This is a genomic window from Rhizomicrobium sp., from assembly GCF_056722145.1.
This window is the reverse complement of record NZ_JBWZET010000032.1, coordinates 1-23,799: the sequence shown is the minus strand read 5'-3', so window position 1 is coordinate 23,799 and position 23,799 is coordinate 1. Positions and strand designations below refer to the sequence as shown.

The 23,799-nt window shown below is 65.0% G+C and carries 26 protein-coding genes; 19 read left to right on the top strand and 7 right to left on the bottom strand.

What is annotated here, in order from left to right; all coding sequences use genetic code 11:
* The first annotated feature begins 12 nt into the window (after positions 1 to 12).
* The 4 genes from AC1P6P_RS01805 to dprA are packed head-to-tail and all read left to right on the top strand — an operon-like array spanning position 13 to position 4,010.
* Entirely contained in the window at positions 13 to 972 is a 960-nt protein-coding gene (locus tag AC1P6P_RS01805) for an aspartate carbamoyltransferase catalytic subunit (RefSeq protein WP_481400723.1), read from the top strand.
* On the top strand, positions 972 to 2,276 hold the full coding sequence (gene pyrC, locus AC1P6P_RS01800) for a dihydroorotase (RefSeq protein WP_481400722.1): 1,305 nt from the start codon (positions 972 to 974) through the stop codon (positions 2,274 to 2,276). The genes AC1P6P_RS01805 and pyrC overlap by 1 nt, the downstream gene beginning before the upstream one ends.
* A complete protein-coding gene (plsY, locus tag AC1P6P_RS01795; RefSeq protein ID WP_481400721.1) occupies positions 2,273 to 2,905 on the top strand; it encodes a glycerol-3-phosphate 1-O-acyltransferase PlsY in 633 nt (210 codons plus the stop codon). Before pyrC ends, plsY begins: the two co-directional genes overlap by 4 nt.
* Position 2,906: 1 nt before the next feature.
* Positions 2,907 to 4,010, top strand: a complete 1,104-nt coding sequence (dprA, locus tag AC1P6P_RS01790) for a DNA-processing protein DprA (protein WP_481400720.1) — start codon at positions 2,907 to 2,909, stop codon at positions 4,008 to 4,010.
* Here dprA and AC1P6P_RS01785 read toward each other — a convergent pair.
* Positions 3,977 to 4,168, bottom strand: coding sequence for a hypothetical protein (locus AC1P6P_RS01785; RefSeq protein ID WP_481400719.1), 192 nt, complete (start codon positions 4,166 to 4,168; stop codon positions 3,977 to 3,979). The genes dprA and AC1P6P_RS01785 overlap by 34 nt on opposite strands.
* Positions 4,169 to 4,381: 213 nt before the next feature.
* Between AC1P6P_RS01785 and topA the strand changes: the two genes are divergently transcribed.
* From topA to rpmG, 6 genes are all read left to right on the top strand, one after another.
* Entirely contained in the window at positions 4,382 to 7,057 is a 2,676-nt protein-coding gene (gene topA, locus AC1P6P_RS01780) for a type I DNA topoisomerase (protein ID WP_481400718.1), read from the top strand.
* 2 nt (positions 7,058 to 7,059) lie between these two features.
* Positions 7,060 to 9,255 carry a ribonuclease R gene (gene rnr / locus AC1P6P_RS01775; RefSeq protein ID WP_481400717.1) on the top strand — a complete coding sequence of 732 codons (2,196 nt, stop codon included), beginning with the start codon at positions 7,060 to 7,062 and terminating at the stop codon, positions 9,253 to 9,255.
* Positions 9,256 to 9,366: 111 nt separating this feature from the next.
* Positions 9,367 to 9,888 carry a hypothetical protein gene (locus AC1P6P_RS01770; RefSeq protein ID WP_481400716.1) on the top strand — a complete coding sequence of 174 codons (522 nt, stop codon included), beginning with the start codon at positions 9,367 to 9,369 and terminating at the stop codon, positions 9,886 to 9,888.
* Between the two features lie 18 nt (positions 9,889 to 9,906).
* Positions 9,907 to 10,428 (top strand): hypothetical protein, encoded by a 522-nt coding sequence (locus tag AC1P6P_RS01765; RefSeq protein ID WP_481400715.1) that lies wholly within the window; start codon positions 9,907 to 9,909, stop codon positions 10,426 to 10,428.
* A 63-nt stretch (positions 10,429 to 10,491) separates the two neighbouring features.
* On the top strand, positions 10,492 to 11,040 hold the full coding sequence (locus AC1P6P_RS01760; RefSeq protein ID WP_481400714.1) for a hypothetical protein: 549 nt from the start codon (positions 10,492 to 10,494) through the stop codon (positions 11,038 to 11,040).
* Positions 11,041 to 11,134: 94 nt separating this feature from the next.
* A complete protein-coding gene (gene rpmG / locus AC1P6P_RS01755; RefSeq protein ID WP_481400713.1) occupies positions 11,135 to 11,302 on the top strand; it encodes a 50S ribosomal protein L33 in 168 nt (55 codons plus the stop codon).
* Between the two features lie 58 nt (positions 11,303 to 11,360).
* Here the strand turns inward: rpmG and AC1P6P_RS01750 are convergent, their stop codons facing one another.
* Positions 11,361 to 12,251, bottom strand: coding sequence for an alpha/beta fold hydrolase (locus AC1P6P_RS01750; protein ID WP_481400712.1), 891 nt, complete (start codon positions 12,249 to 12,251; stop codon positions 11,361 to 11,363).
* Between the two features lie 46 nt (positions 12,252 to 12,297).
* Between AC1P6P_RS01750 and AC1P6P_RS01745 the strand changes: the two genes are divergently transcribed.
* From AC1P6P_RS01745 to AC1P6P_RS01735, 3 genes are all read left to right on the top strand, one after another.
* Entirely contained in the window at positions 12,298 to 13,260 is a 963-nt protein-coding gene (locus AC1P6P_RS01745; protein WP_481400711.1) for a diacylglycerol/lipid kinase family protein, read from the top strand.
* A gap of 63 nt (positions 13,261 to 13,323) precedes the next feature.
* Positions 13,324 to 14,133, top strand: a complete 810-nt coding sequence (locus AC1P6P_RS01740) for a hypothetical protein (protein ID WP_481400710.1) — start codon at positions 13,324 to 13,326, stop codon at positions 14,131 to 14,133.
* Entirely contained in the window at positions 14,130 to 14,801 is a 672-nt protein-coding gene (locus AC1P6P_RS01735) for a polysaccharide deacetylase family protein (protein WP_481400709.1), read from the top strand. Before AC1P6P_RS01740 ends, AC1P6P_RS01735 begins: the two co-directional genes overlap by 4 nt.
* Here AC1P6P_RS01735 and AC1P6P_RS01730 read toward each other — a convergent pair.
* Positions 14,798 to 15,721, bottom strand: a complete 924-nt coding sequence (locus AC1P6P_RS01730; RefSeq protein ID WP_481400708.1) for an alpha/beta hydrolase — start codon at positions 15,719 to 15,721, stop codon at positions 14,798 to 14,800. The two genes, AC1P6P_RS01735 and AC1P6P_RS01730, sit on opposite strands and share 4 nt — an antisense overlap.
* A 70-nt stretch (positions 15,722 to 15,791) precedes the next feature.
* Entirely contained in the window at positions 15,792 to 16,004 is a 213-nt protein-coding gene (locus AC1P6P_RS01725; RefSeq protein ID WP_481400707.1) for a hypothetical protein, read from the bottom strand.
* Positions 16,005 to 16,153: 149 nt separating this feature from the next.
* Here AC1P6P_RS01725 and coaBC point away from each other — a divergent pair, with 149 nt between their 5' ends.
* The 4 genes from coaBC to cysK are packed head-to-tail and all read left to right on the top strand — an operon-like array spanning position 16,154 to position 19,221.
* Entirely contained in the window at positions 16,154 to 17,353 is a 1,200-nt protein-coding gene (gene coaBC / locus AC1P6P_RS01720) for a bifunctional phosphopantothenoylcysteine decarboxylase/phosphopantothenate--cysteine ligase CoaBC (RefSeq protein ID WP_481400706.1), read from the top strand.
* Positions 17,350 to 17,796 carry a dUTP diphosphatase gene (gene dut / locus AC1P6P_RS01715; protein WP_481400705.1) on the top strand — a complete coding sequence of 149 codons (447 nt, stop codon included), beginning with the start codon at positions 17,350 to 17,352 and terminating at the stop codon, positions 17,794 to 17,796. The genes coaBC and dut overlap by 4 nt, the downstream gene beginning before the upstream one ends.
* A gap of 4 nt (positions 17,797 to 17,800) precedes the next feature.
* Positions 17,801 to 18,250 carry an RrF2 family transcriptional regulator gene (locus tag AC1P6P_RS01710; RefSeq protein ID WP_481400704.1) on the top strand — a complete coding sequence of 150 codons (450 nt, stop codon included), beginning with the start codon at positions 17,801 to 17,803 and terminating at the stop codon, positions 18,248 to 18,250.
* 11 nt (positions 18,251 to 18,261) lie between these two features.
* Positions 18,262 to 19,221: a cysteine synthase A gene (gene cysK, locus AC1P6P_RS01705; RefSeq protein WP_481400703.1), complete on the top strand. Its 960-nt coding sequence runs from the start codon at positions 18,262 to 18,264 to the stop codon at positions 19,219 to 19,221.
* On the opposite strand, the gene AC1P6P_RS01700 is transcribed toward cysK, so the two are convergent.
* The 3 genes from AC1P6P_RS01700 to AC1P6P_RS01690 form a co-directional block, all read right to left on the bottom strand.
* Positions 19,218 to 19,703, bottom strand: coding sequence for a PAS domain-containing protein (locus tag AC1P6P_RS01700; protein ID WP_481400702.1), 486 nt, complete (start codon positions 19,701 to 19,703; stop codon positions 19,218 to 19,220). The genes cysK and AC1P6P_RS01700 overlap by 4 nt on opposite strands.
* Before the next feature lie 171 nt (positions 19,704 to 19,874).
* On the bottom strand, positions 19,875 to 20,351 hold the full coding sequence (locus AC1P6P_RS01695) for a PAS domain-containing protein (RefSeq protein WP_481400701.1): 477 nt from the start codon (positions 20,349 to 20,351) through the stop codon (positions 19,875 to 19,877).
* A gap of 143 nt (positions 20,352 to 20,494) precedes the next feature.
* Positions 20,495 to 21,436, bottom strand: a complete 942-nt coding sequence (locus AC1P6P_RS01690) for a glycerophosphodiester phosphodiesterase family protein (RefSeq protein ID WP_481400700.1) — start codon at positions 21,434 to 21,436, stop codon at positions 20,495 to 20,497.
* A gap of 376 nt (positions 21,437 to 21,812) precedes the next feature.
* Between AC1P6P_RS01690 and AC1P6P_RS01685 the strand changes: the two genes are divergently transcribed.
* Both AC1P6P_RS01685 and AC1P6P_RS01680 read left to right on the top strand, forming a co-directional pair.
* Positions 21,813 to 23,207 carry an MATE family efflux transporter gene (locus AC1P6P_RS01685; protein WP_481400699.1) on the top strand — a complete coding sequence of 465 codons (1,395 nt, stop codon included), beginning with the start codon at positions 21,813 to 21,815 and terminating at the stop codon, positions 23,205 to 23,207.
* Positions 23,207 to 23,587 carry a hypothetical protein gene (locus AC1P6P_RS01680; protein WP_481400698.1) on the top strand — a complete coding sequence of 127 codons (381 nt, stop codon included), beginning with the start codon at positions 23,207 to 23,209 and terminating at the stop codon, positions 23,585 to 23,587. The genes AC1P6P_RS01685 and AC1P6P_RS01680 overlap by 1 nt, the downstream gene beginning before the upstream one ends.
* Positions 23,588 to 23,799: the final 212 nt, after the last annotated feature.

Below are 23,799 nucleotides of genomic sequence, written 5' to 3'. Positions count from 1 at the left end.
AACCGCGCCTTGATGACCAAGGCCCTTCAGCCAATCCTGCAGTCCAGCCATCTGATTGGCATCGAACGGCTTTCCGTCGGCGAAATCGCCGGCCTTCTCGACCTTGCCGAAGAATATGTGGCGCTCGGCCGCGCCAAAGAGAAGAAGGTGTCCGTGCTCAAGGGCCGCACGGTCATCAATTTGTTCTTCGAGGCCTCAACCCGCACCCAGAGTTCCTTCGAGCTGGCGGGCAAGCGGCTCGGCGCCGACGTGATGAACATGTCGGTCAAGACCTCGTCGGTCACCAAGGGCGAAACCCTGATCGACACCGCCACCACGCTGAACGCGATGCGGCCGGACATTCTCGTCGTCCGCCACAACGCTTCCGGCGCCGTGTCGATGCTGGCGCGCAAGGTGAACTGCTGTGTCGTCAACGCCGGCGACGGATCGCACGAGCACCCGACCCAGGCGCTGCTCGACGCCCTTACCATCCGGCGCCGGGGCAAGTCGTTCCAGGGCCTGACGGTGGCGATCTGCGGCGACGTCCTGCACAGCCGGGTGGCGCGGTCCAACATCCATCTGCTCGGCAAAATGGGCGCGCGCGTGCGGCTCGTCGGTCCCAAGACGCTGATGCCGGGCGACGTAACGCGCTTCGGCGTCGAAACCTTCACCGACATGAAAGAAGGCCTCAAGGGCGCCGACATCGTCATGATGCTGCGGCTGCAGCTTGAGCGCATGAGCGGCGCCTTTGTGCCCTCCACCCGCGAATATTTCCGCTATTGGGGCCTCGACCGCGAGAAGCTGGCCTATGCCAAGCCCGGCGCCCTGGTGATGCATCCGGGCCCGATGAACCGCGGCGTTGAAATCGATTCCGCCGTCGCCGACGACATCGAAGTCAGCCTGATCCACGAGCAGGTGGAGATGGGCGTTGCCATCCGCATGGCGGTGCTCGATGCCCTGGGGCGCGGACTTCCGGCCGGGGAGCATCATTGATGGACGGGCGGCGCACCCTCTTCTGCAACGCCCGGCTGATCGACCCGGCGAGCGGGCTCGATGCCAAGGGCGGGCTGCTGGTCGAGAACGGCAAGATTGCCGACGTTGGTCCCGACCTGTTCCACGATGTCGACCGCAATGCCCCCGACGTCATCGACTGCCGCGGCATGGTGCTGTCGCCGGGCCTGATTGACTGCCGCGTCTTCACCGGCGAACCGGGCAGCGAGCACCGCGAAACCCTGGCGAGCGCGTCGCGCGCGGCGCTGGCGGGTGGCGTCACGACCATCATCGTGATGCCCAATACCGATCCGGTGATCGACGAACCGTCGCTAGTCGATTTCATCCGCCGCCGCGCCGAGGCCACCGCCAAGGTCAATGTGCTGCCGATGGCGGCGCTGACCCGGCATCTGGCCGGCGAAGTGATGACGGAAATCGGCCTCTTGAAAGAAGCCGGCGCCGTGGCCTTCACGGACGGCGACCGCACGATTTCCAACACCCGCGTGCTCAGGCGCGCGCTCGCCTACGCCTCCAGCTTCGACGCCCTGGTGGTGGCCCATGCCGAAGACCCGGACCTTACCGAAGGCAGTGCCGTCAACGAAGGCGAATACGCCATGCGGCTCGGTCTGCCCGCCGCCCCCGCGCTGGCCGAGACCATGATCGTCGAACGCGACATCCGCCTCGTCGAACTGACCGGCGCGCGTTACCACTTCGGCCAGATTTCCTGCCGCGCTTCGCTGGAGGTCATCGCCAAGGCGAAGGCACGCGGCCTGCCGATCACTTGCGGCGTTGCGGCCCATCATCTGGCGCTGAACGAACTCGATGTCGGTCCCTACTACACCTTCATGAAAGTGAAGCCGCCGCTGCGTGCCGAAGCCGATCGCGTCGCGATGGTGGAAGGCGTGGCCTCGGGCATCATCGACGTGATCGTGTCGAGCCACGATCCGCAGGCCGCCGACACCAAGCGCCAGCCCTATGCCCAGGCCGCCTTCGGCGCGGCGGGGCTTGAAACCCTGCTGCCGGTCGCGCTCGGGCTCTATCACGACGGCAGCGCCGATCTGCTGCATGTGCTGAAGGCCCTGACCTCTGCGCCGGCGAAGCTTCTCGGACTGGCGTCGGGCGTCCTGGCGAAAGGCGCCCCCGCCGACATCGCGCTGATCGATCCCGACCGGCCATTCGTGGTCGAACCGGAACTGCTGCGCTCGCGTTCGCGCAACACGCCGTTCAAAGGGCGGCTGTTCCAGGGTCAGGCGATGAAGACTTTCGTCGCGGGCCATTGCGTCTTCGACCGCGGGGCGCCGCGATGAACGGCATGGCTGCCCTCACCTGGACCGGAGCGGGGCTCGCCACGCTGATCGGCTACGGGCTCGGCTCGATTCCATTCGGCCTGTTGATCAGTCTCGCCGCCGGCCTCGGCGACGTGCGCAAGATCGGCTCGGGCAACATCGGCGCCACCAACGTTCTGCGCACGGGTAAGAAATGGGCGGCGGCGCTGACGCTGCTGCTCGACGGCGGCAAGGGCATGGCAGCGGTGCTGCTCGCCGGCGCGCTATTCGGGCCTTCGGGCGCGATGGTCGCCGGCCTCGCCGCTGTGTTCGGACATATCCTGCCGCTGTGGCTGAGATTTCGCGGCGGCAAAGGCGTTGCCACCTTCATCGGCGTGCTGCTCGGCGTTTATTGGCCCGTCGGCCTGTTGGTGGTCGCGACTTGGCTGGCGATGGCCTTCATCCTCAAATACTCGTCGCTATCGGCACTGACCGCGGCAGCGCTTGCACCGGCGTACATGATCGCGTTCGGGGAACTCACCTTCGCGATCTTTGCGCTGTTGCTCACCATCGTGATTTTCATCACCCATCACGAAAACATCTACCGGCTGTGGCACGGCGCCGAGCCACGCATCGGTCAGAAAAAACCAACTCCGCAACCGGGCGACTGACATGTCCCGCACTCTGGCTCCGTCCGAACGCGTTCAGTGGTTGCAGCTGGCGCGAACGCCCAACGTCGGCCCGGTGACCTTCGCGCAGTTGATGGCGCGGTTCGGATCGACGGCGGCGGCGCTCGAGGCAGTGCCGCGATTGGCCCGGCGCGGCGGCGGCATACCGCCCCAAGTGCCCGATCGCGGCTTGATCGAACACGAGCTGGACATGCTGGCGGCATTCGGCGGCCGCATGATCGCCTCGTGCGAAGGCGATTTTCCGCGCGGGCTCGCGGCCCTCGATCCACCCCCACCGGCGATTTCGGTGATCGGCCACGCCAGCCTTTTGCAGCGCGAGATGGTGGCGATGGTCGGCGCGCGCAACGCCTCGGCGCTGGGACGCAAACTCGCCGAGATGCTCGCCGCATCGCTTGGCAAGGCCGGGCTGGTGGTCGTCTCCGGCATGGCGCGCGGCATCGATACGGCGGCGCATGAGGGCGCGCTGGCGTCCGGCACCGTCGCAGTGGTGGCGGGTGGCGCCGATATTGTTTATCCGCCCGAGAACCGCGGTCTCTATCAGCGGCTGGCGGCGGAAGGTGCCATCGTCTCCGAAATGCCGCTCGGCGAGCAGCCGCAAGCGCGCCACTTTCCCCGCCGCAACCGCATCATTTCCGGCATCAGCCGCGGCGTCGTGGTGGTGGAGGCGGCAGAAGGCTCCGGCTCGCTGATCACCGCCCGCTTCGCCCTGGAACAGAACCGCGAGGTGTTTGCGGTGCCGGGCTCGCCGCTCGATCCGCGGGCCAAGGGCGCCAACCGCCTGATTCGCGACGGCGCCACCTTGACCGAAACGGCGGACGATGTCCTCGCCGTGCTGCGGCCGATGCTGGGGAGCGGCTTCGACGAACCGGTCCGCGACCAACTGGGCAGCGATCTCTTCGGCGAGGGCGACGTCGACCGGGTGCGTGCGGCGGTGGCAGAGGCGCTTGGCCCTTCACCCGTAAGTGTGGATGAACTGATTCGCGTCTGTAGTGCCCCGCCCCCGGCGGTGATCGCCGTTCTGCTCGAACTGGAACTGGCAGGAAAGCTGACCCGTCACCCGGGTAATGCGGTGTCCTGGTCGGCCTGACCGCCCTGGATCTTGGCTTCGACGGCTGCCAAATCCAGCAAATGCGCCAAAAGGGCCTGCCCCTGGCGGGTGGCGATCCGGCTCAGGCTGTCGAGCATGTCACCGGTATAGCGAGCGGTTTCGGAAGGCGAAAATCCAGCGAGCGAAGGTGAGGGCATGGTTGCGGTTCGCAAGTTTACGGAAAGGGAAAGATAGGAAATCGCCCCGGGAAATGCAACTACAGGTTCTAATAAGCCTACAGCACGGCAAAATTGCAATCTTTAGTATAGGCACCCTTCCCAAATCGCGCGTTGACACCGTTCCACCCCTTCCCCCAGTGTCCCCCCTCCCTACATAACCCCCTGTCACGCTTCACCTGAGTTCCCTGTCTGATGAACGTTCTCGTTGTTGAATCGCCTGCCAAAGCCAAGACCATCAACAAGTACCTTGGCTCCGGCTACACAGTCCTCGCCAGCTTCGGCCACATCCGCGACCTGCCTCCCAAGGACGGCTCGGTGCGGCCCGAGGAGGACTTTGCCATGGACTGGCATGTCGACGAGCGGGCCCAGAAGCGGATCAAGGACATCGCCGACGCGGTCAAAACCGCCGACAAACTGATCCTGGCCACTGACCCGGATCGCGAAGGCGAAGCCATTTCCTGGCATGTGTTGGAGGTCTTGAAGGCCAAAAAGGCGCTCGGCCACGTCCATGTCGAGCGCGTGACCTTCAACGCCATCACCAAAGCCGCCGTCCTCGACGCCATCGCCCACCCTCGCCAGATCAACGGCGAACTGGTGGATGCCTATCTCGCCCGCCGGGCGCTCGACTATCTGGTCGGGTTCACCCTGTCGCCGGTGCTGTGGCGCAAGCTGCCCGGCGCACGCTCGGCCGGCCGCGTTCAGTCGGTGGCGCTGCGCCTGGTCGTCGACCGCGAACTCGAAATCGAAAAGTTCCGCACCCAGGAATACTGGACGGTCGACGCCAATGTTCTGGCCTATGGCGAAGACGCCGCGCCGACGCCGTTCACCGCCCATTTGACCCATCTCGAGGGCAAGAAGCTCGACAAGCTCGGCATCGCCAGCAAGACCGACGCCGATGCGGCCGTCGCGGCGATCAAGGCGCGCAAATTCGCCATCGGCTCGGTGGAATCCAAGCCGGTCAAGCGCCACCCCGCCCCGCCGTTCATCACCTCGACACTGCAGCAGGAAGCCAGCCGCAAGCTTGGCTTTTCGGCCAAGCGCACCATGCAGGTGGCGCAGCAACTCTATGAAGGCGTCGACGTCGGCGGCGAAACCGTCGGCCTCATCACCTATATGCGTACCGACGGCGTCACCATGGACGGCAGCGCCATTCACGAGGCCCGTTCGGTTACCGGCGAACGCTTCGGCGAGCGCTATGTGCCGAAAGTGCCGCGCGCCTATACCTCCAAGGCGAAGAACGCCCAGGAAGCGCACGAAGCCATCCGTCCGACCAGCTTCCAACGCGCCCCGGAGAGCGTCGCCAAGAAACTCGATGCCGATCAGGCCCGGCTCTACGAACTGATCTGGAAGCGCGCCATCGCCAGCCAGATGGAAAGCGCCGAACTCGAACGCACCACCGTCGATGTCGTTTCGGCCGACAAGCAGATCACCCTGCGCGCCACCGGCAGCGTGCTCCTGTTCGACGGCTTCCTGACGCTTTACCAGGAAGGCCACGACGACGAGACCGACGAAGACGGCAACCGCCTGCCGCGCGTCGCCGCCGGCAATCCCGCCACGATCGAAAAGACGCTGCCCGAGCAGCATTTCACCGAGCCGCCGCCGCGCTATTCGGAAGCGAGCCTGGTGCGCAAGCTTGAAGAACTCGGCATCGGCCGCCCGTCGACCTATGCCTCCATTCTGTCGGTGCTGCGCGAGCGCGCCTATGTCCGGCTGGAGCGCAACCGCTTCATTCCCGAGGACAAGGGCCGCATCGTCACCGCCTTCCTGGTCAACTTCTTCAATCGCTACGTCGAATACGATTTCACCGCCGATCTCGAAGAAAAGCTCGACGAGGTTTCGGCCGGCGCCCTCAACTGGAAGAAGCTGCTGGAGGATTTTTGGCGCAATTTCTCCGCCGCCATCGGCGACACCAAGGATCTCAAGATCTCGCAAGTGATCGATGCGCTCAACGAAGTCATCGGCCCGCACATCTTCCCGCCGAACGCCGAAGGTACCGACCCGCGCATTTGCCCAACCTGTGGCGACGGCCGCTTGAGCCTGAAATTAGGGCGTTTCGGCGCCTTCGTAGGCTGTTCCAACTATCCCGAATGCCGCTACACCCGCCAGCTCGGCCAGACCAACGGCGAAGGCTCGGGCGAACCCAAGGTGCTCGGCAAGTTCCCTGAAACCGACACCGATGTATCGCTGCGCTCGGGCCGCTTCGGTCCCTACGTCCAGCTCGGCGAAGGCGACAAGCCCAAGCGCGCCGGTCTGCCCAAGGGCACCGACGTTGCCGACGTGACGCTGGAATATGCCGTCCGGCTGCTGTCGCTGCCGCGTGAAGTCGGCATCCATCCCGAGACCCAGAAGCCGATCACCGCCAATTTCGGCCGCTTCGGGCCCTATGTCGCCCACGACGGCAGCTACGCCTCGCTGGAGTCGCCGGAAGACGTCTTCAACATCGGCCTCAACCACGCCGTCACCATCCTCGCCGAGAAGAAGGCGCGTGGCGCCGGCCGCCGCGGTGCCGAAGCGCTCAAGGAACTCGGCAACAATCCCGCCGGCGTCGCCGTCAAGCTGATGAAAGGCCGCTATGGGCCGTACGTCACCGACGGCGTCACCAACGCGACGGTTCCGAACGGCACCGAGCCGATGACCTTGAGCCTGGACCAGGCGCTGATGCTGATCGCCGAACGCGCCGCCAAGGGCCCGAGCCCGAAGCAGAAGCTGAAGGCGGAAAAAGCAGCCAAGGCGGCAGCGAAGAAAGCGGAAGCGGCGAAGAAGCCCGCGGCCAAGAAGGCCGCGCCGACCAAGAAGACGGCGGCCAAGAAGAAGACCGTGAAAAAGGCGGCGGCGAAAAAGAAGCCGGTGAAAGCGGCGGCGGAATAAAAATGCCTCGCGGATCGAACAAGAACGCGCCGCCCATCGATCGGCAGCGTGTGCTTGATGCGTTGGTGGCGGACCCGGGCGCGACCAAGCGCGATCTGTCGAAAACCCTTGGCATCAAGGGTTCCGACCGCATCATATTAAAGCGCATCCTGAAGGAGCTGGAAGGCGAAGGCCTGCTCAAGGGCAGTCGCAAGAAAGGCTATCAGCGCCCCGGCACGATCCCTGAAATCGCCGTGCTCGACATCGTCGGCCAGGACCCCGACGGCGAACTTTTGGCGCGGCCAAGCCGGTGGGATTCCAACGACGAGCCGCCGCAAATCATCGTCGTCACCGAAGACGCCATCGGCCGCGGCGAGCGCGTGCTGGCGCGGCTGACGCCATCGGACGACGGCTTCGAGGCCAAGGTCATCAAGCGGCTGGGCGCCTCGGCGCACAAAGTGCTCGGCGTCGTACGGGTGGAAGGCGGCTTGGCGCGCATCGCCCCGATCGACCGCAAATCGAAATCCGAATTCAACGTCGACAAGCGCGATCTTCTCGGCGCGGTCGATAACGACCTCGTGGTCTGCGAACCCCTCGCCGGCCGCTCGTCCGGTTTTCCGCGCGCTCGCGTGGTGGAACGCATCGGCTCGATGGATGCGCCCAAGGCGGTTTCGCTGATCGCCATTCACGCCCACGGCATTCCGACCGAATTTCCCAAAGAGGTGATCGACGAAGCCGCCGCTGCAGGGCCGGTGTCCGCCGCGGGCCGCACCGATCTGCGCGCCATTCCGCTGCTCACCATCGATCCCGACGACGCCCGCGATCACGACGATGCGGTGTGGGCGGCGCCCGATACCGATCCTGCCAACAAGGGCGGCCACGTCACCCTGGTCGCCATCGCCGACGTGGCTCATTACGTCACGCCGGGCTCGGCGCTCGACCGCGAGGCGCTCAAACGCGGCAACTCGGTCTACTTCCCCGACCGCGTCGTGCCGATGCTGCCGGAGAAACTATCCGCCGACCTGTGCTCGCTGAAGGAAGGCGTCGACCGGCCGTGCCTGGCGGTGCGGATGGTGTTCGACGCCAATGGCAGGAAGCGACGCCACGAATTCCTGCGTGGCGTGATGCGCTCGGCGGCGCGTCTCACCTATGCCCAGGCCCAGCGCGCGTTCGACGGCCGGCCCGATGCCGACATGTCGGAAACGGTACGCAACGCCCTGCACGACGTGTGGGCGGCCTATCTGGTGCTGTTGAAAGAACGCGGCGCCCGCGATCCGCTCGATCTCGATTTGCCCGAACGCCAGATCAAGATCGGCGCCGACGGCAAGATCGCCTCCATCGCCTTCAAGGAGCGGCTGGAGTCCATGAAACTCATCGAGGAGTTCATGGTGCTCGCCAACGTTGCCGCCGCGGAGACGCTGGAAAAAGCGAAAACGCCGCTGATCTATCGTGTCCACGAGGAGCCGTCGAAGGAAAAGCTGCACGGATTCTCGGATTACCTGCGCACCATCGACGTCAGTTTCGCCAAGGGCCAGGTGATCAAGCCGGCGGTGTTCAACCGCATCCTCGCCAACGTCAAAGGCGGCCCGCACGAACTCGTGATGAACGACGTGGTGTTGAGGACCCAGGCGCAGGCGATCTACGACAGCAGCAATGTCGGCCATTTCGGCCTCAACCTCGTCCGCTATGCGCACTTCACCTCGCCGATCCGCCGCTATGCCGATCTCATCGTACACCGCGCCCTCATCCGCAGTCAGAAGCTCGGCGACGCCGGGCTGACCGACAAGGAAATCGCCCGCCTCAGCGCCACGGCGGAGCACATCTCCACCACCGAACGGCGCGCCATGGCGGCGGAACGCGATTCCACCGACCGCTACGTCGCCGCGTTCATGGAGGATCGCGTCGGCGCGACCTTCGATGCGCGCATCACCGGCGTGACGCGCTTCGGCTTGTTCGTGCGGCTCGCTGATACCGGCGCCGAAGGCTTGTTGCCGGCGCGTGTGCTCGGCATGGAATATTTCCACCACGACGAGCGCCGCCATGCCCTGGTCGGCGAGCGTTCCGGCACAACCTATGCTCTCGGCAACACTTTGCGCGTGAAGCTGGCCGAGGCCGCGCCGCTGACCGGGGGCCTGCGCTTCGATCTCGCCGAAGCGAACGAGGCGGCGCCCCGCCGTCGCGCGCCCGTGGTCCGTCCGCGCAGCAAACGCCGACGCTGACCAACTTTGTCGCAATTCGTCTGATTACCGGCGATTAACGATACGCGCGACAGGACATGAGCTAATCAGGCACGTAAGTTCTGCCACGCCCGTGCGCCTGGAGATGATGCGATGAAGTATGCCCTCGTCCTGTCGGTTCTGATCGCTGCTACTCCAGCTCTCGCATACGACATTCCCAATGGCCTCAGCGCCGACGGCCTCGGCTCGATCAAGATCGGTTTGCCGGTCGACAAACTCGAGCAGATCTTGCGTGACAAGATCGGCTACAGCCAGTTCAACAACCACGGCTGTTCGGTACTGACGACTCCGATGCTTTCGAACACGGGCATCAGTTTCGTGATCGAAACCAACGTTCTCACCCGCATCAATATCGACTACGTCGGCAAGAGCGAAATTCCGGCGTCGATCAAGACCGACGTCGGTCTCGGCCTTGGCTCGACCGAAGCGGATGTCCGCAAGGCCTATCCCCACGCCCGCGTGAAGCCCAATTCCGGCGATCCGAGCTGGCACACCATCTTCGCCGACACGCCCGACGGCCAGCGCGCCATCGTGTTCGAGACCGACGGCACCAAAGTCACGACCATCCGGGCCGGCGCCTATCCGGTAGTGGCCTTCAGCAACGCCTGCAGCTAAGCTTCAAGGATGCAGCGCGTGAAACACCTGGTGACCGGATTGCTGGCGGCGGCCCTGCTCGTCTCGGCTAGTGCGGCTGCAGACGGGCCGACCATCTCGCTCGACGGCTACGGCCCGCTCAAATTCGGCATGGCGTCGGAACAAGTGGAACGCATCGTCCAGTACGACAAGCCTTACAGCCTCGGCGCCTCCGACGCGTGCCAGCAGTTCACCATGCCGCAGTTCGAGCCAATGGGGCTCTTTTTCACGATGGAGCGGCAGAAGTTCATCCGCCTGGATGTCACCTACGGCACCACGCATATCGATACCTCGGCCCAGACCGACACCGGCATCGGCCTCGGCTCGGCCGAAGCCGATGTGCTGAAGGCCTACCCCGGTGCCAAGGTGAAGCCCAATCCGGCCGATCCCACCTGGCGCACCATCATCGTGCTGACGCCCGACAAGAGCCGCGGCATCGCCTTCGAAACCAACGGCAAGACGGTGAAATCCATCCGCGCCGGTTTCGCTCAGGTGATCTCGCCCTCCGACGCCTGCAATTAAGCCGCATCAGCGCCATTGCGAAATCACGTTAAGGTTGTCCCGTGTCAAAGCGGGTGAGCGACCATGCTCGTCACCGTCTCGTCCTTCCGCGATCCCTATGAAGCGCATTTGTTGCGCGGACGGCTGTGGGCGGAAGGGATTTACGCTTTCGTCTCGCACGAGATGCATGTCGCCAATAACTGGTATCTGTCGAATGCCCTCAGCGGCGTCAAAGTCCAGGTCTCGTCCGACGAGATCGAACTGGCACGCGAGGTCGAACAGGCCTGCCGCGATGGCGTGTTCCGCGCGCTGTTGGCGGACGAAATTGGCGACCTCGACGATCCCGCCTGCCCGGCTTGCGCCGGCACACAATTCCGTCAGCGCCGTCCGTTCCCGCGCGCCGCGCTGGCCGTGGCGGTGTCGCTGATCCTTGCGGTCGTCATCCCACCGGCGGGATGGATTCTCACCTGCAGGGCCTGCGGCAAGTCGTTCCAGGCGCCGCACCGGCCGGTTTCCGGGTCAAAAGTCGCCCTCGCCTCCGTCATCGTGGCCGCCGCCGTGCTCGTCGAGATGGCGCTACTGCGTTGGATTCACGTAACTTTCGGCTGCCCATTGTATTACGACTGCTTCTGACGCGGGCGCGCGCGCTTTTGTCGATCCGTCGCCTTGACTTCCCGCGCCTTGTCAGTAGGTTGCCCACCCTTCGGGCGTTTTTCAGGAGATCCCTATGGCGAAGCCGACAACGGCAAAAATCCGGCTCAATAGCGAGGGCGGCACCGGCTTTTTCTATGTGACGAAGAAGAACACCCGCACCATGACCGAGAAGTTCACGGTCCGGAAATACGACCCGGTGCTGCGCAAGCACGTCGTATTCAAGGAAGGCAAGATCAAATAGCCTTCACTGCCGAATTGGGCATCACAGCCCCGGGAATGGCCGCCTCGCGCGGCCATTTTCATTTCTGCTCCGCCGTTTTCAGGAACGGCACGATCAACCCGTGCAGGCGGGCGATCAGCTCGGGCGGCATGTCGTGCCCCCACCCCATCACCTCGTGATAGACGGCGCCCGGAATCACGGAGGCCAGACGGCGGCCGTGCTCGGGCAGAATCAGCGTGTCGGCAGTGCCGTGCAGCACCAGCGCCGGACAAGCGAGCGCCTTCAGCCGCTCGCCGCGCGGGCCTGACGCCAGAATCGCCGCCCAGTGCCGCAGCGCGCCTTCGGGATAATACATCCGGTCGTAGCAGCGCCCGGCGTGTTCGGCCGATTTCACTTCATCCTGGGCGAAGCCGGTAGAGGCATAAGCGCGGCGGCTTTCGAGGATGTGGGCAACGACCGATGCACGATCCTCACCGGCCGGACGGGACACCAAAGCGATCTGCGCCGCACGCGTTGCCGGCGGCAAATCCTTGTCGCTCGGTGTCGAAAAGATCAGCGTCAGCGAACGCACCTTGTGCGGATGTTCGAGCGCCATCAGCTGCGCGACCATCCCGCCCATCGAAGCGCCGAGGATGTGCGCGCTGTCTATCTGCAGTACATCAAGCAGCGCGGCGGCGTCGGCCGCCATGTCCGACAACGTATAGGGCACATCCGGTACCCGCCCGTCCCGCACCGCCGTCGAGATTGCCGCGAAATCGGGCAGCACGCCGTCCCACTTTTGTGACAGGCCGGTATCACGGTGATCGTATGTAATCACCTTGAATCCGGCGCGCGTAAAGCCGTCGACCCACTCTTCGCCCCAGGCAATCGACTGCTGGGCGAAGCCGTGGATCAGGAGCAACGGAATGCCGTCCGCCGGCCCGAAAACATCGGCGTCGAGAACAACGCCGTTGGCGTGAAAGCGCGTCATTGAATGTCCCGCATCTGGCTTGGAAGCTTCGGCGGAACGAGATCGCTTGACAAGTGCGCGCGTCGATTGGAGCCTTGTCGCCATGAGCGCTTTCGTGATCGTCGATCCGCGTTCTCCCGGCGGCAACACCGGCCGCAGCTGGCGGGTGCTCGAACCGGCGCTGGCCGCGGTTTATCCCTACATGTCGGTGGCGTTTCCGCGGCGGCGCGGCGAGGCCACGGCGTTGGTTGCCGCAGCCCTGAAGGAAGGTCATTCGGAAATCGTCGCGGTCGGCGGCGACGGCACCATCAACGAAGCGGTCAACGGCTTCTTCGATGCCGACGGCGCCGTCTCACCCGATGCGGTGCTGGCGCTGGTGCCGGGGCCCGGCGACTTCAACAAGGCGTTCGGCCACCTTGAGCGCGACGAAGATGCGGTCGCCCATCTGCGCCAGGCGCACATCCGCTCGATCGACGTCGGTCGCGTGCGCTATCTGTCGCGCAACGGCGCCCCGCGCGTGCGCTATTTCGCCAATATCGCTTCGCTCGGATTGTCGGGACTGATCGTCGATGCGGTCAACCGCTCGCGCATCGTGCGCCGCTTCGGCCCGCGCTTCGCCTTCGGCTTCCACAGCGCGCTGGCCCTCTTGCGCTATCGCGGCCGGGCGGTGCGCCTGATCGTCGACGGCGCGTTCGACGACATCGTGAACATTTCCACCGTCGCGGTCGCCAACGCGCGGGCCTTCGGCGCCGGCTTGCAGGTCGCCCCCGATGCCGAACCGGACGACGGCCAGTTCGACGTCGTCATCATCGCAGCCGGTCCGGGAATGCTGAAGGACATGAAACTGATCTACACCGGCGAGCATCTCGGTAACCCCAATGTCCGTGTGGTGCGCGGGCGAAAAGTCGTCGCCGCCCCGGTCGCCGATACCCGCGGCCGCCCCGTGCTGGTCGAAACCGACGGCCAATGCGTCGGCCGCCTGCCGGCCACGTTCGAAATCCTGCCGCGGGCCCTGAATGTGCGCTGCTAAGCGCTTAACCAGTCGTTACCCTCCGGGCGTGTAAATTGGTGCGGAATTCCTCACGCGCTGGACATGGCTTTCGTACCTCACACCTCATTCGCATGGCGTACCTGGCGCCGGCTGGTGCGGACCGAGATCGCCTATTTTGCCGTGCCTGCGACGCTGCCGCATGCCGACGTACTGAAACTGCGCGACCTGCCGGCGCCGTTTCCCGGCGCGCCTAACGACTATCGCCCGACCATCCTGATCGACCTGACGCAAAGTGAAGACGACCTCCTTGCCGCCATGGTGGCGAACACGCGCAAGGTGATGCGGCAAGCGGCGCGCGAGGGTATCCGTGTCGCCTCGGTAATGCCGCTAAACGAAGAAACCTGGGACGCGTTTCTGGCCGCGTATTGGAAACTGTGGCGGCGCAAAACCAAGGCCGGCGCCCTCGGAATCGGGCAAATCCGCGAACTTGTCGCGCGCGATCTGTTCGACCTCAGCGTCAGCCGCGATGGCGAAAGCCGCATCTTATCGTGGCACGCTTACGTGAAAACGCTGGATCGGGTGCGGCTGCACACGACAATTTCCGACATGGACCCGTCGCGCGGATCGAAGTGGAACAACATGGTCGGCCGCGCCCATCGCCTGCACCACTGGCTCGACATGCAGCGCTTCAAGGCCGAGGGCGTGGCGACCTACGATTTCGGCGGCGTCTATCGCGGCAGCGAAGACCAGGAGCAGATCAACATCGCTCGCTTCAAGCAGTCGTTCGGCGGCCGCTTCGCCGATTCCTACGATGCCGCCGTGGCGCTCACTTGGAAGGGCCGGATGGCGCAATCGCTGGTGGCCCATGTCGGTGCCGAACTGCGCGCAGGTGCGGCGGGAGCAGCGGCATGAGCGCCTGCCTGATGCTGCATGGGATCGGCCCGACGCCGGAGCGCATTTCGCCCGACGAACGGCCCTATTGGATCAGCGAACGCAGCTTCGCTTTCGTGCTGGCCGAAGCGGCCGCGCATGGCGCCCGCCTCACCTTCGACGACGGCAACGACACCGACGCGCGCATCGCGCTGCCGATGCTGCAAGCGGCCAAGCTTACCGCCGCGTTTTTCATTCCCTCCGATCGCATCGCCATGCCGGGCTATGTCACCGAAGCCGACATTCGCGCGCTGCACGCAGCGGGCATGGAAATCGGCTCGCACGGCTGCGCCCATCTCAACTGGCTGCGCGCCGGCGACACCGACATCGCCTATGACGTGACGCACTCGGTGGAACGGCTGGCGCGGATCATCGGCGCGCCAGTGCGCTCGGTTGCGATCCCCTACGGCCAATGCGACCGGCGCGTGCTGGCAGTGCTGCGCCGGCTCGGCATCGGCCGCGTCCATTCGAGTTTCCGCGGTCCCGACGACGGCACGACATGGCTGGTGCGCCGCGATTGCATCACCGCCGCAATGGGCCCGCACGAGATCAGCGAGATCATGACGCGCCAGCCCGACGCGGCCCAGGCCGCGCTCAATTTCCTGCGCATCTGGCGCCGCGCCGGCAATGCCGCGCGCTGGGTGGCTTAGGATTCCTCGAACGCCTTCTTCACGGCTTGCGCGGCCAGCACCAGCGCTTCGCGGGCCTGCGGCAGCATCGCCTGATAGAGCACGAAATCGTGGATCGCGCCGGGCCAGTCGACCAGCGTGACCGCAACACCCGCGGCGCGCAGCTTGTCGGCATAAGCAAAGCCTTCGTCGTGCAACGGATCGCATTCGGCCAGCATCACGAAGGCCGGCGGCAGGCCGTCGAATTTCTCCGCCAGCAACGGCGACAGGCGCGGATCGTTCCATCGCTCCTTGGGCGCATAAATCCCGTAGCTGTATTCGAGCCCGTCGCGATCGAGATTGAAGCCTTCTCCATACGCCGTCATGGAAGCCGTCGCGGCCCCGAGGTGGGTCACCGGGAACAACAGCAATTGCATCGCGATGTGCGGCTCGCCCGCGAGGGCGTGCTGGCTGACCACTGCCGCGAGATTGGCACCGGCGGAATCCCCGCCGACCGCAATGCGGTTGGGATCGACGCCGAGCGCGGCGGCATTGGCTTCCACCCAGGCCACTGCTGTGGTGGCATCCTCCACCGCCGCCGGGAACGGATGCTCGGGGGCGCGGCGATAATCGACGGCGATGACGCGGCAGCCAGCTTCGGCCGCAAGAAACCGGCAAGTGGTTTCGTAGGTCTCGAAGTCGCCGACGCGGAACGCACCGCCGTGGAAATAGACCAGCGCCGGCAGCGCCTCGCCGCCTGCGGCCACCGGCGTGTAGAGCCGCAGCGCCAAGCCGTCCGGCGTCGCAATGGTTTCCACTTTGCCGATGGGGACATCCTTGGCGCCGTAGGCTTTGACCATCGCGGCGAACCCGCTGCGCGCCTCTTCCGGCGTGACCTCCCAGGCTTTCGGCCGAGGTGGAAGCTGGTCCAGAAACGCCTGCACCAGGGGATCGAGGGGCATGGCTGCGCCTTGGTTGACCGCTGCGACAGTCTGGACGGACGGCGCGGCGGCGCGCAAGTCCCGGTTGGATTTATTGAATCGAGGGCTCGCGGTCGGGATCGAGGCCGTACTGCATCACGTCATCCACCAAAAACGACAGTGCCAGCCAGAATTGGGCGCGGTCGGCATGGCCTTCGGCATCGTTGGTGCGGTAGGCACGCCGGGCGTAATCGGCAGCAAATTCGCCGTGTTCGGCGGCCAGCTCCCCAGCCAATTGGCAAAGTTCAAACGCGGAAATGGCCATGCTGGCCCCTTTCTCGCAGGCGTTGCCGATTGGACCACACCGCGGTAAGCACCCGGTTAACAAGTCTGAACGGAAAATGCTGGAAACTACATCGGCATCCCGTTATATAGAAATATCCCGGTAGCTGATCCGGGTTTTGGGACCCATCCATGTCCAAAAGCATCCTGTTGATCATCGGTGGCGGAATCGCCGCCTACAAAAGCCTCGACCTGATCCGTCGCGCCAAGGAACGGGGCATCGACTCGCGGGTGATCATCACCAAAGCGGGCACCGAATTCGTGACACCGCTGACGGCGTCCGCCCTCTCCGGTCACAAAGTCCATACCGACATGTTCGACCTCGGCGACGAAACCGAGATGGGGCATATCCAGCTGACGCGCGTGGTCGACCTCGTCGTCGTCGCGCCCGCCACCGCCAATTTGATTGCCCAGGCCGCCAACGGGCTGGCCAGCGATCTCGCTTCCACCTCGCTGCTCGCCACCGACAAGCCGGTGTTGATGGCGCCCGCCATGAACGTGCGGATGTGGATGCACCCCGCCACGCAGCGCAATGTCGAACGGCTGAAAGCGGATGGCGTCGCTTTCGTTGGACCCAACGACGGCGCCATGGCGTGCAACGAATTCGGACCGGGCCGCATGGCCGAGCCGCTCGAAATCCTCGCGGCCATCGAGGCACTGATTTCCGGCCCGCAACCGCTGAAGGGCGTTAAGGCGCTGGTGACCGCGGGCCCGACGCACGAGCCGCTTGATCCGGTGCGCTTCCTCGGCAATCGCTCCTCGGGCAAACAGGGATACGCCATCGCCGTGGCGCTGGCTGCTGCCGGTGCCGATACGACGCTGATCTCCGGACCGGTGTCGCTCGCCCCACCCTCGCGGGTGAAACTGATCAAAGTGGAAACCGCGCGCGAAATGCTGGCGGCGGCGGAAGCGGCCCTGCCTGCCGATGTTGCGGTGTTCACGGCCGCGGTTGCCGACTGGCGGCCGGAAGAAATCGCGAGCGGCAAGATCAAGAAGACCTCGGGCGCGCCGCCGGCGATCAAGCTGGCGACCAATCCCGATGTTCTCGCCACCATTTCCCGCGCCGAGCAGCGCCCGCGCCTGGTGATCGGCTTTGCCGCCGAGACCGACGACGTCGTCGCTCACGCAACGCTGAAGCGCACCAAGAAAGATTGCGACTGGGTCGTTGCCAACGAAGTCGGCGGCGCGGTCGCGGGCGGCGTGTTCGGAGCGGACCGCAACAAGGTGCACATCATCGACGCCGCCGGTCACGAGGAATGGCCGGAACTCGACAAAACCGAAATCGCATCGCGCCTCGTCGCGCGCATCACCAAGGCGCTGGAGGCGTCATGAAACTTGCCATTCTGCGCCTTGCCCATGCCGGCGACCTGCCGCTGCCGACCTATGCCACCGAAGGCTCGGCGGGGCTTGATCTGCTCGCCGCGGTGGAAGCCGAAATCGTGCTCCACCCAGGCGAACGCAAGCTCGTGCCCACCGGTCTCTCCATCGCCCTCCCGCTCGGCTACGAGGCCCAGGTGCGGCCGCGCTCGGGACTGGCGCTCAAGCACGGCATCACCCTGATCAATTCGCCCGGCACCATCGACAGCGATTACCGCGGCGAGATCAAATGCCCGATGATCAACCACGGCGACGAGCCGTTTCACATCACTCGCGGCATGAAAATCGCCCAGATGATCGTCGCCCGCCACGAAATCGCCGAGCTGGAGGAAGTGTCGGAGCTTCCCGACAGCGCGCGCGGTACCGGCGGCTTCGGCTCCACCGGAACCCATCGGTAAGACCATGCTCAAACTCTCGCGAAAAACCCTTCTGGCGCTCGAGGCGGTGATCGACATCGCCTTCAATGCCCGCCCCGAACCCGTCCAGGCCAAGGAAATCACTGCTCGCCAGGGCGTACCGCAGCGTTACCTCGAACAGGTGATGCAGCAGCTGGTGCGCGCCGGCATCCTGAAGGGCGTGCGCGGTCCGCGCGGTGGCTACCGCCTTGCCAAAGAGCGGCGGCGCATTTCGGTCGGCGACATCGTGCGCGCGGCGGAACTCGCCGAGGACGAGACGCCGGAAGAGGCGCTGCCCCGCTCGGAACTCGGCGCCCGGATCGTGACGCCTTTCGTGCAATCGCTGCAGGACGAACTGATGGCACGTTTGGAGGCGATAACCGTTGAAGAGCTGTGCCAGAAAGCGCGTGCAGCCGGCGTCACCGCCGATGACCACACCGCCGACTTTACGATTTAGGAGGACCACCCATGACGGATCGCAAGCCCGGTCGCGGCCGGATCTTCAACTCGATCACCGAAACGATCTGCGATACCCCGCTGGTGCGCCTCGGTCGCTTGCCGCAAGGGGCCGGCGTCAAGGCCGATGTTCTGCTCAAGCTCGAATTCTTCAATCCGCTGTCGTCGGTCAAGGACCGCATTGGCGTCGCCATGATCGAGGCGCTCGAACGCCAGGGCCGCATCACTCCGGATAAGACGATCCTGGTCGAACCGACCAGCGGCAACACCGGCATCGCGCTCGCGTTCGTCGCTGCCGCCAAGGGCTATCGCCTGCAACTCGTGATGCCGGAGTCGATGTCGATCGAGCGGCGCAAGATGCTCGCCTTCCTCGGCGCCGAACTGGTGCTGACCGAAGCAGCCAAGGGCATGAAGGGCGCCATCGCCAAGGCGCAGGAGATCGTCGCCACCAATCCCGACGCGATCATGCCGCAACAGTTCGAAAACCCTTCCAATCCCGACATTCACCGCCGCACCACGGCCGAGGAAATCTGGAACGACACCGACGGCAAGGTCGATGCGGTGATTTCCGGCGTCGGCACCGGCGGCACCATCACCGGCATCGGCCAGGTGCTGAAAGCCAAGAAGCCCGCCGTGAAGATGATTGCGGTGGAACCCGAAGACTCGCCGGTGCTGTCGGGCGGGCAGCCGGGGCCGCACAAGATTCAGGGCATCGGCGCCGGATTCGTGCCGGCAGTGCTTGATCGCTCGGTGATCGACGAGGTGGTGACCATCTCCAACGAGACGGCGTTCGAGACCTCGCGACTCCTGGCCAAGAACGAAGGCATCCCGGTCGGCATTTCGTCGGGCGCGGCGCTGGCGGCGGCGTTGGAAGTCGGCGCGCGGCCCGAGATGGCCGGCAAGACCATCGTGGTGATCATCCCCTCGTTCGCCGAACGCTATCTGTCCACGGCGCTGTTCGAAGGGCTCTAGAAATAGAAGGCGAAGACGAGTGCCCAGCGGTCTTTGCCGTTGGGCGCCGTCGCCGGCAACACGACGGTTTCATTGCGCAACAGTTCGACGCGGGCGGCCCGGCGAGTGACGCGCACCAGATGCGGCTGGCCGGTCGCGATCGCCGCGTTCACGCCATCGAGACACGCCGTGCGATCGGTGGGATCGCTGAACAGCTCGGAGACGCGCTCGCCGGTGATGTCGCGCTGAAAACGCTGGTTGATGGTGCCGCCGGCAAGATGAACGCGGAAATCGCCATCGTCCGTCGGACGGCAGACCACCACCCGGCTCAACAGCCGCGCCACGGCGCGGGATGGCACATCGCGTCCGATGTGGATGCCGTCGGCCTTGCGGTCGCGCCAGAACGCCATCGCCACGGCCGCATCGGGATGGACTACGTCGTCGACCGGAACGACTTCCGCGACCGCCATTCCGCTTGCAAGCAACCCACCGAGTTTGTCCATGACACTCGAACTCCGTGCCGTAGAGGCTAGGCGCGCAGGCTCACCTGCCCCTTAAGATATCGCGGCATAAAATGGGCATATGTTCGGAATGATTGCGTTCGGAGAGATGTGGCCACTGTTCTTGCGCAACGGCGGCGCGCGGAGAGGCGCTGCGCACGCGCGCCGTGTCGGTCAGAAGTAGAAGCAGAACGACATCGCGCCCTTGCTCGAATGGCCGGCAAGCCACACCGGCAGCATCAACAATTCGAGGCGGAACACCTCGACGTTGCCGGCGGTGTGGGTGATGCAGGCCATGCGCGGCTCGCCGCTGTCGATGACTTCCATCAGCGTATTGAACCGCACCGGAAAATCGTCTGGCCCAAACAGTTCCGACATGCGGGCGCCGGTAATATCGCGGGCGAAGCGGCGGCGGATGGCGCTGCCCGCAAGCTGGACGCGCAAATCGCCGCGGTCGCCGAGCGGCTTATAGATGATGATGTTGCTGAGCAGACGGGCGATCGCACGCGATGGCACGTCGCGGCCGATGATGATGCCGTCGGGCGCTCGCTCGTCCCAGAAGTGCTGCGCGATCGGAGCTAACGCATGTGTCAGATGATCCGTGCGCTCGTAATGCGAACGGGCCTCGCCGTTTTCAATCCATTCCGACACGCAGCTCATCGGGATCCAGGTTGCGATTTCCCGACCACCCTAGGGTTTTTGGCTAACCCGCGTCTTAACGCAACGTCGCGAATTGTGGACAAAGCCGGGCGGAAACCACGTATACGCGGCACTACTTACGCCGCGCCGCGGCGCTACGTCGTCAGCGTTGCCATCAAAAGATCGGGACGGTCGGTATAGATCGCGTCAAGGCCGAGCCCGGCGAGGCGCACCATCTCAGCGGGATCGTTCACCGTCCAGGTGCCGAGCTTGAGCCCGAGATCGCGCGCCGCGGCGACGCTTTCCGGCGTGATGTCGACCCACATCGGGTCCCAGCCGTCGCCGCCCGCCGCCTTGATGGCCTTGAGCAGCGAACCCTCATGCTTGATCGCGTCGTAGCCCGCCGCCCACGGCGACACGCCTTCGTGCGCCCAATAGCGCAGCATCTGCAGCGCCGGCTCGCTCGGCGGGTCGGATTGTTCCGGCGGCGTGCCGGGCTCGAACCAACTTTGCGGCAGCGTCGTGAACCAGCACTCGGTGTCCGGCGCCAGCGACTTCGCAGCAATCAGCGCCGCCCAGTCGAACCCGACGAACACGGTGCGGTCGAGATAGTGCTGCTCTTTGAGGACGGCGATGGTTTTCTCGGCCAGCTCGTTGGGATCGGCGGACTCGTCGCGATTGGCGAACGAGGTCTTCAATTCGACGATCAGTCGGAACGGCGAACGCGCCGTCTTGGCGACCGCAATCACCTCCGACAGCAGCGGCACGCATTCTTCGTCCTGCCAATGCACATGCGGATGCTTGTTGGCGTAGTCGCTGCCCGGCCGCGCCTGCCCGATGTCGTACTGGCGCACTTCCGACAGGGTCAGGTCCTTGATGCGCGGGCCCGGCTCCTTGATCCAGAAACCGTGGATGTCGCGGCAGTGCTCGGGCTTGAGGCGCCAGTCGTGATAGATCACGACTTCACCGTCGGCGGTGAGCTGGACGTCAAGTTCGGCGCCGTCGCAGCCGCGCCAGACCGCATCCGCGAACGCGGACAGCGTGTTTTCAGGCCGAAGCTGTGCTCCCCCGCGATGGGCGATGTTCCACGGCGCCATGGCGTATCCCAACCAGTTGATTCATCTTACAGGAACCGCGTCCGCCAACAAAGCGCCGCCGGCCGATTTGATGACGCCGGGAATCACGCTTTGTTGCCGCTTTGCACCGGCCCGATTCGCGGATGAGTTGACAAGCCCCCAGGACCCGTCGTAGGTGCCACGGCTCGAGCGCGAAGGATGGTCCTTGGCGCGTTGCAGCGAGCCGGCGAATGATCCTCTCGACCCAAACGTTTGCCCCGAAGCGCGGCGTGATCGCCGTCGCGGCTCGCGAGGTGTGCAGCTAGACCCGCCACAAGCGGATTGTGCCCAACCCTCCCGAGCCCAGCTCCGGAGGTTTTTTTGTGCTTTTTGCCTGCCGATTTGAAGTGTCCGTGTCATGTCTGAATACGCCCCGACCGTCGACGACCGCGCCGCCGCCTCGCCTTGGATGAGCGAAGCCCGCGAGTTGATGAAGCTCGCCCTGCCGCTGGTGGCGACCCAGGTGGCGCAGATGGCCATCCTCACCACCGACGTGCTGATGCTCGGACGGCTGTCGAAAGAGGCACTGGCCGGCGCCGCGCTCGGCAACACGGTGTTCTATTTCGCCTGGCTGTTCGGGCTCGGGCCGACGGCGGCGATTTCGCCGATGATCGCGCACATCCTCGGTGCCCGCAAAAGCGACCGGGCCGGCGTCCGCGCGGTCGTGCGCATGGGCTTCTGGATCACCATCCTGCTGTCGCTGCCGCTGATGACGTTCCTGATGTTCGCTGAGCCGATCCTGGTCTTCCTGCACCAGCAGCCGTCGCTGGCCGCGGCCGCGGGCCAGTTCGTGCGCCCCTTGGGCATCGGGCTGCTGTTTTCGCTCGGCTTCCAGGTGCTGCGCAGCTACGTGACAGCGCTGGAACGGCCGTTGGCCTCGCTGATCGTGATGCTGGGAACGATCGCGTTCAATGCCATCGCCGACTATGCCCTGATCTTCGGCCATTTCGGCTTGCCCAAGCTCGGCCTGTTCGGTTCGGGCGTGGCCAGCGCCAGTTCCTATACCTTCAGCTGCCTTGCCATGGTGACGGTCGTCTTCCTGTCGAAGGATTTGCGGGCATACCGCATTTTCCGCCGCTTCTTCACGCCGGATTGGGCAAAATGCGCCGAGCTGTTCCGCCTCGGCATGCCGATCGGCATGACCATGCTGTTCGAGGCGGCGCTGTTCAACGCCTCCACCCTGCTGATGGGCACCTTCGGTACCGTTTCGGTCGCCGCGCACCAGGTCGCGCTCAATGTGCCGTCGATCACCTTCATGGTGCCGCTCGGCATCGCGCTGGCGGCGACGGTGCGCGTCGGCCTCGCCACCGGGGCCGGCGATTTGAGCGGAGCCCGCCGCGCCGGCTTCACCGCCATCGCCATCGGCGCCGGTCTCATGTCGGCGACGGCAGTGATCCTGGCGCTGTTCCCACACCAGATCGCAGCCCTCTATTTTGCCGCCGACCGTGCCGACAACGCCGACGTCCTCGCCCTCACCGCGCGCTTCCTGACCATCGCGGCGGCGTTCCAGATTTTCGACGGCATCCAGGTGGTCGCCTCGCTCAGCCTGCGCGGTTTGAAGGACGCCCGCATGCCGATGTGGATCGCTGGTGCCGCCTACTGGGGAATCGGATTTCCGGTTTGCATCGGGCTCGGAATCGGCCTCGGCTGGCAGGGTTTCGGCGTCTGGGTCGGCCTTGCTTTCGCCTTAATGGCAGCGGCAATCTTGCTCAGTTGGCGGTTCGTCTCCTTGACCCGCCAGCGGAGGGATTGATGCTCGTTCGGGTCTTGATGAGCATGGCTGTCGTGACCGGCGCCGCCTTGGCGTTTCCGGCCGCGGTCCATGACGGGCAAGATGGCGGCGGCACCGCGGTGCAGGAATTCCGGCACGGCTCTCTCGTCGATATCATCTGCCCCGATGTCGAACACGGCCAATCTGACGGCGTCAGCGTGGTGATGTATCCGGGCCGCGAAGACACGACCCCGGGCGTCGCTGGCGTGCTGGTGACCGAGCGGACCATCGAACCCGGCATCGTCCATGTGCGCGTGCCCGACATCCCCGACCTCAAAGACCATGTCGTGCGGGTGAAGATCTATTTCCGCGACACCGTCGGCAACCACGCCTGCGACGCCGGCCGGATCAGGCTGATTTAGAGCATCGGACGTTCAAGCGAGATCATTCTTTCCTCCCCCGCGATGCTCAAATCATGACGGTGGCACGCCGCCGAAACAGCGGGGGAGGTGGCCCATCAGGGGGGGAATATTTTAGCGCCGGATCGGTCCCCCCTCCGTCGCTTTCAGCGCCACCTCCCCCGCTTTTTTGCCGGCGGTGCGGCGTGAAAGGATCGGTCGGCGCGGGGGAGGAA

What these genes read in the sequence shown, in the direction of transcription:
- dprA (WP_481400720.1), top strand. Translation starts at nt 2,907, where the DNA reads ATGTCCCGCACTCTGGCTCCGTCCGAACGCGTTCAGTGGTTGCAGCTG.
- AC1P6P_RS01730 (WP_481400708.1), bottom strand. Translation starts at nt 15,721, where the DNA reads ATGCCCCTCGATCCCCTGGTGCAGGCGTTTCTGGACCAGCTTCCACCT.
- topA (WP_481400718.1), top strand. Translation starts at nt 4,382, where the DNA reads ATGAACGTTCTCGTTGTTGAATCGCCTGCCAAAGCCAAGACCATCAAC.
- plsY (WP_481400721.1), top strand. Translation starts at nt 2,273, where the DNA reads ATGAACGGCATGGCTGCCCTCACCTGGACCGGAGCGGGGCTCGCCACG.
- AC1P6P_RS01710 (WP_481400704.1), top strand. Translation starts at nt 17,801, where the DNA reads ATGCTCAAACTCTCGCGAAAAACCCTTCTGGCGCTCGAGGCGGTGATC.
- AC1P6P_RS01685 (WP_481400699.1), top strand. Translation starts at nt 21,813, where the DNA reads ATGTCTGAATACGCCCCGACCGTCGACGACCGCGCCGCCGCCTCGCCT.
- AC1P6P_RS01770 (WP_481400716.1), top strand. Translation starts at nt 9,367, where the DNA reads ATGAAGTATGCCCTCGTCCTGTCGGTTCTGATCGCTGCTACTCCAGCT.
- coaBC (WP_481400706.1), top strand. Translation starts at nt 16,154, where the DNA reads ATGTCCAAAAGCATCCTGTTGATCATCGGTGGCGGAATCGCCGCCTAC.
- AC1P6P_RS01680 (WP_481400698.1), top strand. Translation starts at nt 23,207, where the DNA reads ATGCTCGTTCGGGTCTTGATGAGCATGGCTGTCGTGACCGGCGCCGCC.
- AC1P6P_RS01750 (WP_481400712.1), bottom strand. Translation starts at nt 12,251, where the DNA reads ATGACGCGCTTTCACGCCAACGGCGTTGTTCTCGACGCCGATGTTTTC.
- rpmG (WP_481400713.1), top strand. Translation starts at nt 11,135, where the DNA reads ATGGCGAAGCCGACAACGGCAAAAATCCGGCTCAATAGCGAGGGCGGC.
- AC1P6P_RS01690 (WP_481400700.1), bottom strand. Translation starts at nt 21,436, where the DNA reads ATGGCGCCGTGGAACATCGCCCATCGCGGGGGAGCACAGCTTCGGCCT.
- pyrC (WP_481400722.1), top strand. Translation starts at nt 972, where the DNA reads ATGGACGGGCGGCGCACCCTCTTCTGCAACGCCCGGCTGATCGACCCG.
- AC1P6P_RS01700 (WP_481400702.1), bottom strand. Translation starts at nt 19,703, where the DNA reads ATGGACAAACTCGGTGGGTTGCTTGCAAGCGGAATGGCGGTCGCGGAA.
- rnr (WP_481400717.1), top strand. Translation starts at nt 7,060, where the DNA reads ATGCCTCGCGGATCGAACAAGAACGCGCCGCCCATCGATCGGCAGCGT.
- AC1P6P_RS01725 (WP_481400707.1), bottom strand. Translation starts at nt 16,004, where the DNA reads ATGGCCATTTCCGCGTTTGAACTTTGCCAATTGGCTGGGGAGCTGGCC.
- AC1P6P_RS01805 (WP_481400723.1), top strand. Translation starts at nt 13, where the DNA reads ATGACCAAGGCCCTTCAGCCAATCCTGCAGTCCAGCCATCTGATTGGC.
- AC1P6P_RS01735 (WP_481400709.1), top strand. Translation starts at nt 14,130, where the DNA reads ATGAGCGCCTGCCTGATGCTGCATGGGATCGGCCCGACGCCGGAGCGC.
- AC1P6P_RS01760 (WP_481400714.1), top strand. Translation starts at nt 10,492, where the DNA reads ATGCTCGTCACCGTCTCGTCCTTCCGCGATCCCTATGAAGCGCATTTG.
- AC1P6P_RS01740 (WP_481400710.1), top strand. Translation starts at nt 13,324, where the DNA reads ATGGCTTTCGTACCTCACACCTCATTCGCATGGCGTACCTGGCGCCGG.
- AC1P6P_RS01785 (WP_481400719.1), bottom strand. Translation starts at nt 4,168, where the DNA reads ATGCCCTCACCTTCGCTCGCTGGATTTTCGCCTTCCGAAACCGCTCGC.
- dut (WP_481400705.1), top strand. Translation starts at nt 17,350, where the DNA reads ATGAAACTTGCCATTCTGCGCCTTGCCCATGCCGGCGACCTGCCGCTG.
- cysK (WP_481400703.1), top strand. Translation starts at nt 18,262, where the DNA reads ATGACGGATCGCAAGCCCGGTCGCGGCCGGATCTTCAACTCGATCACC.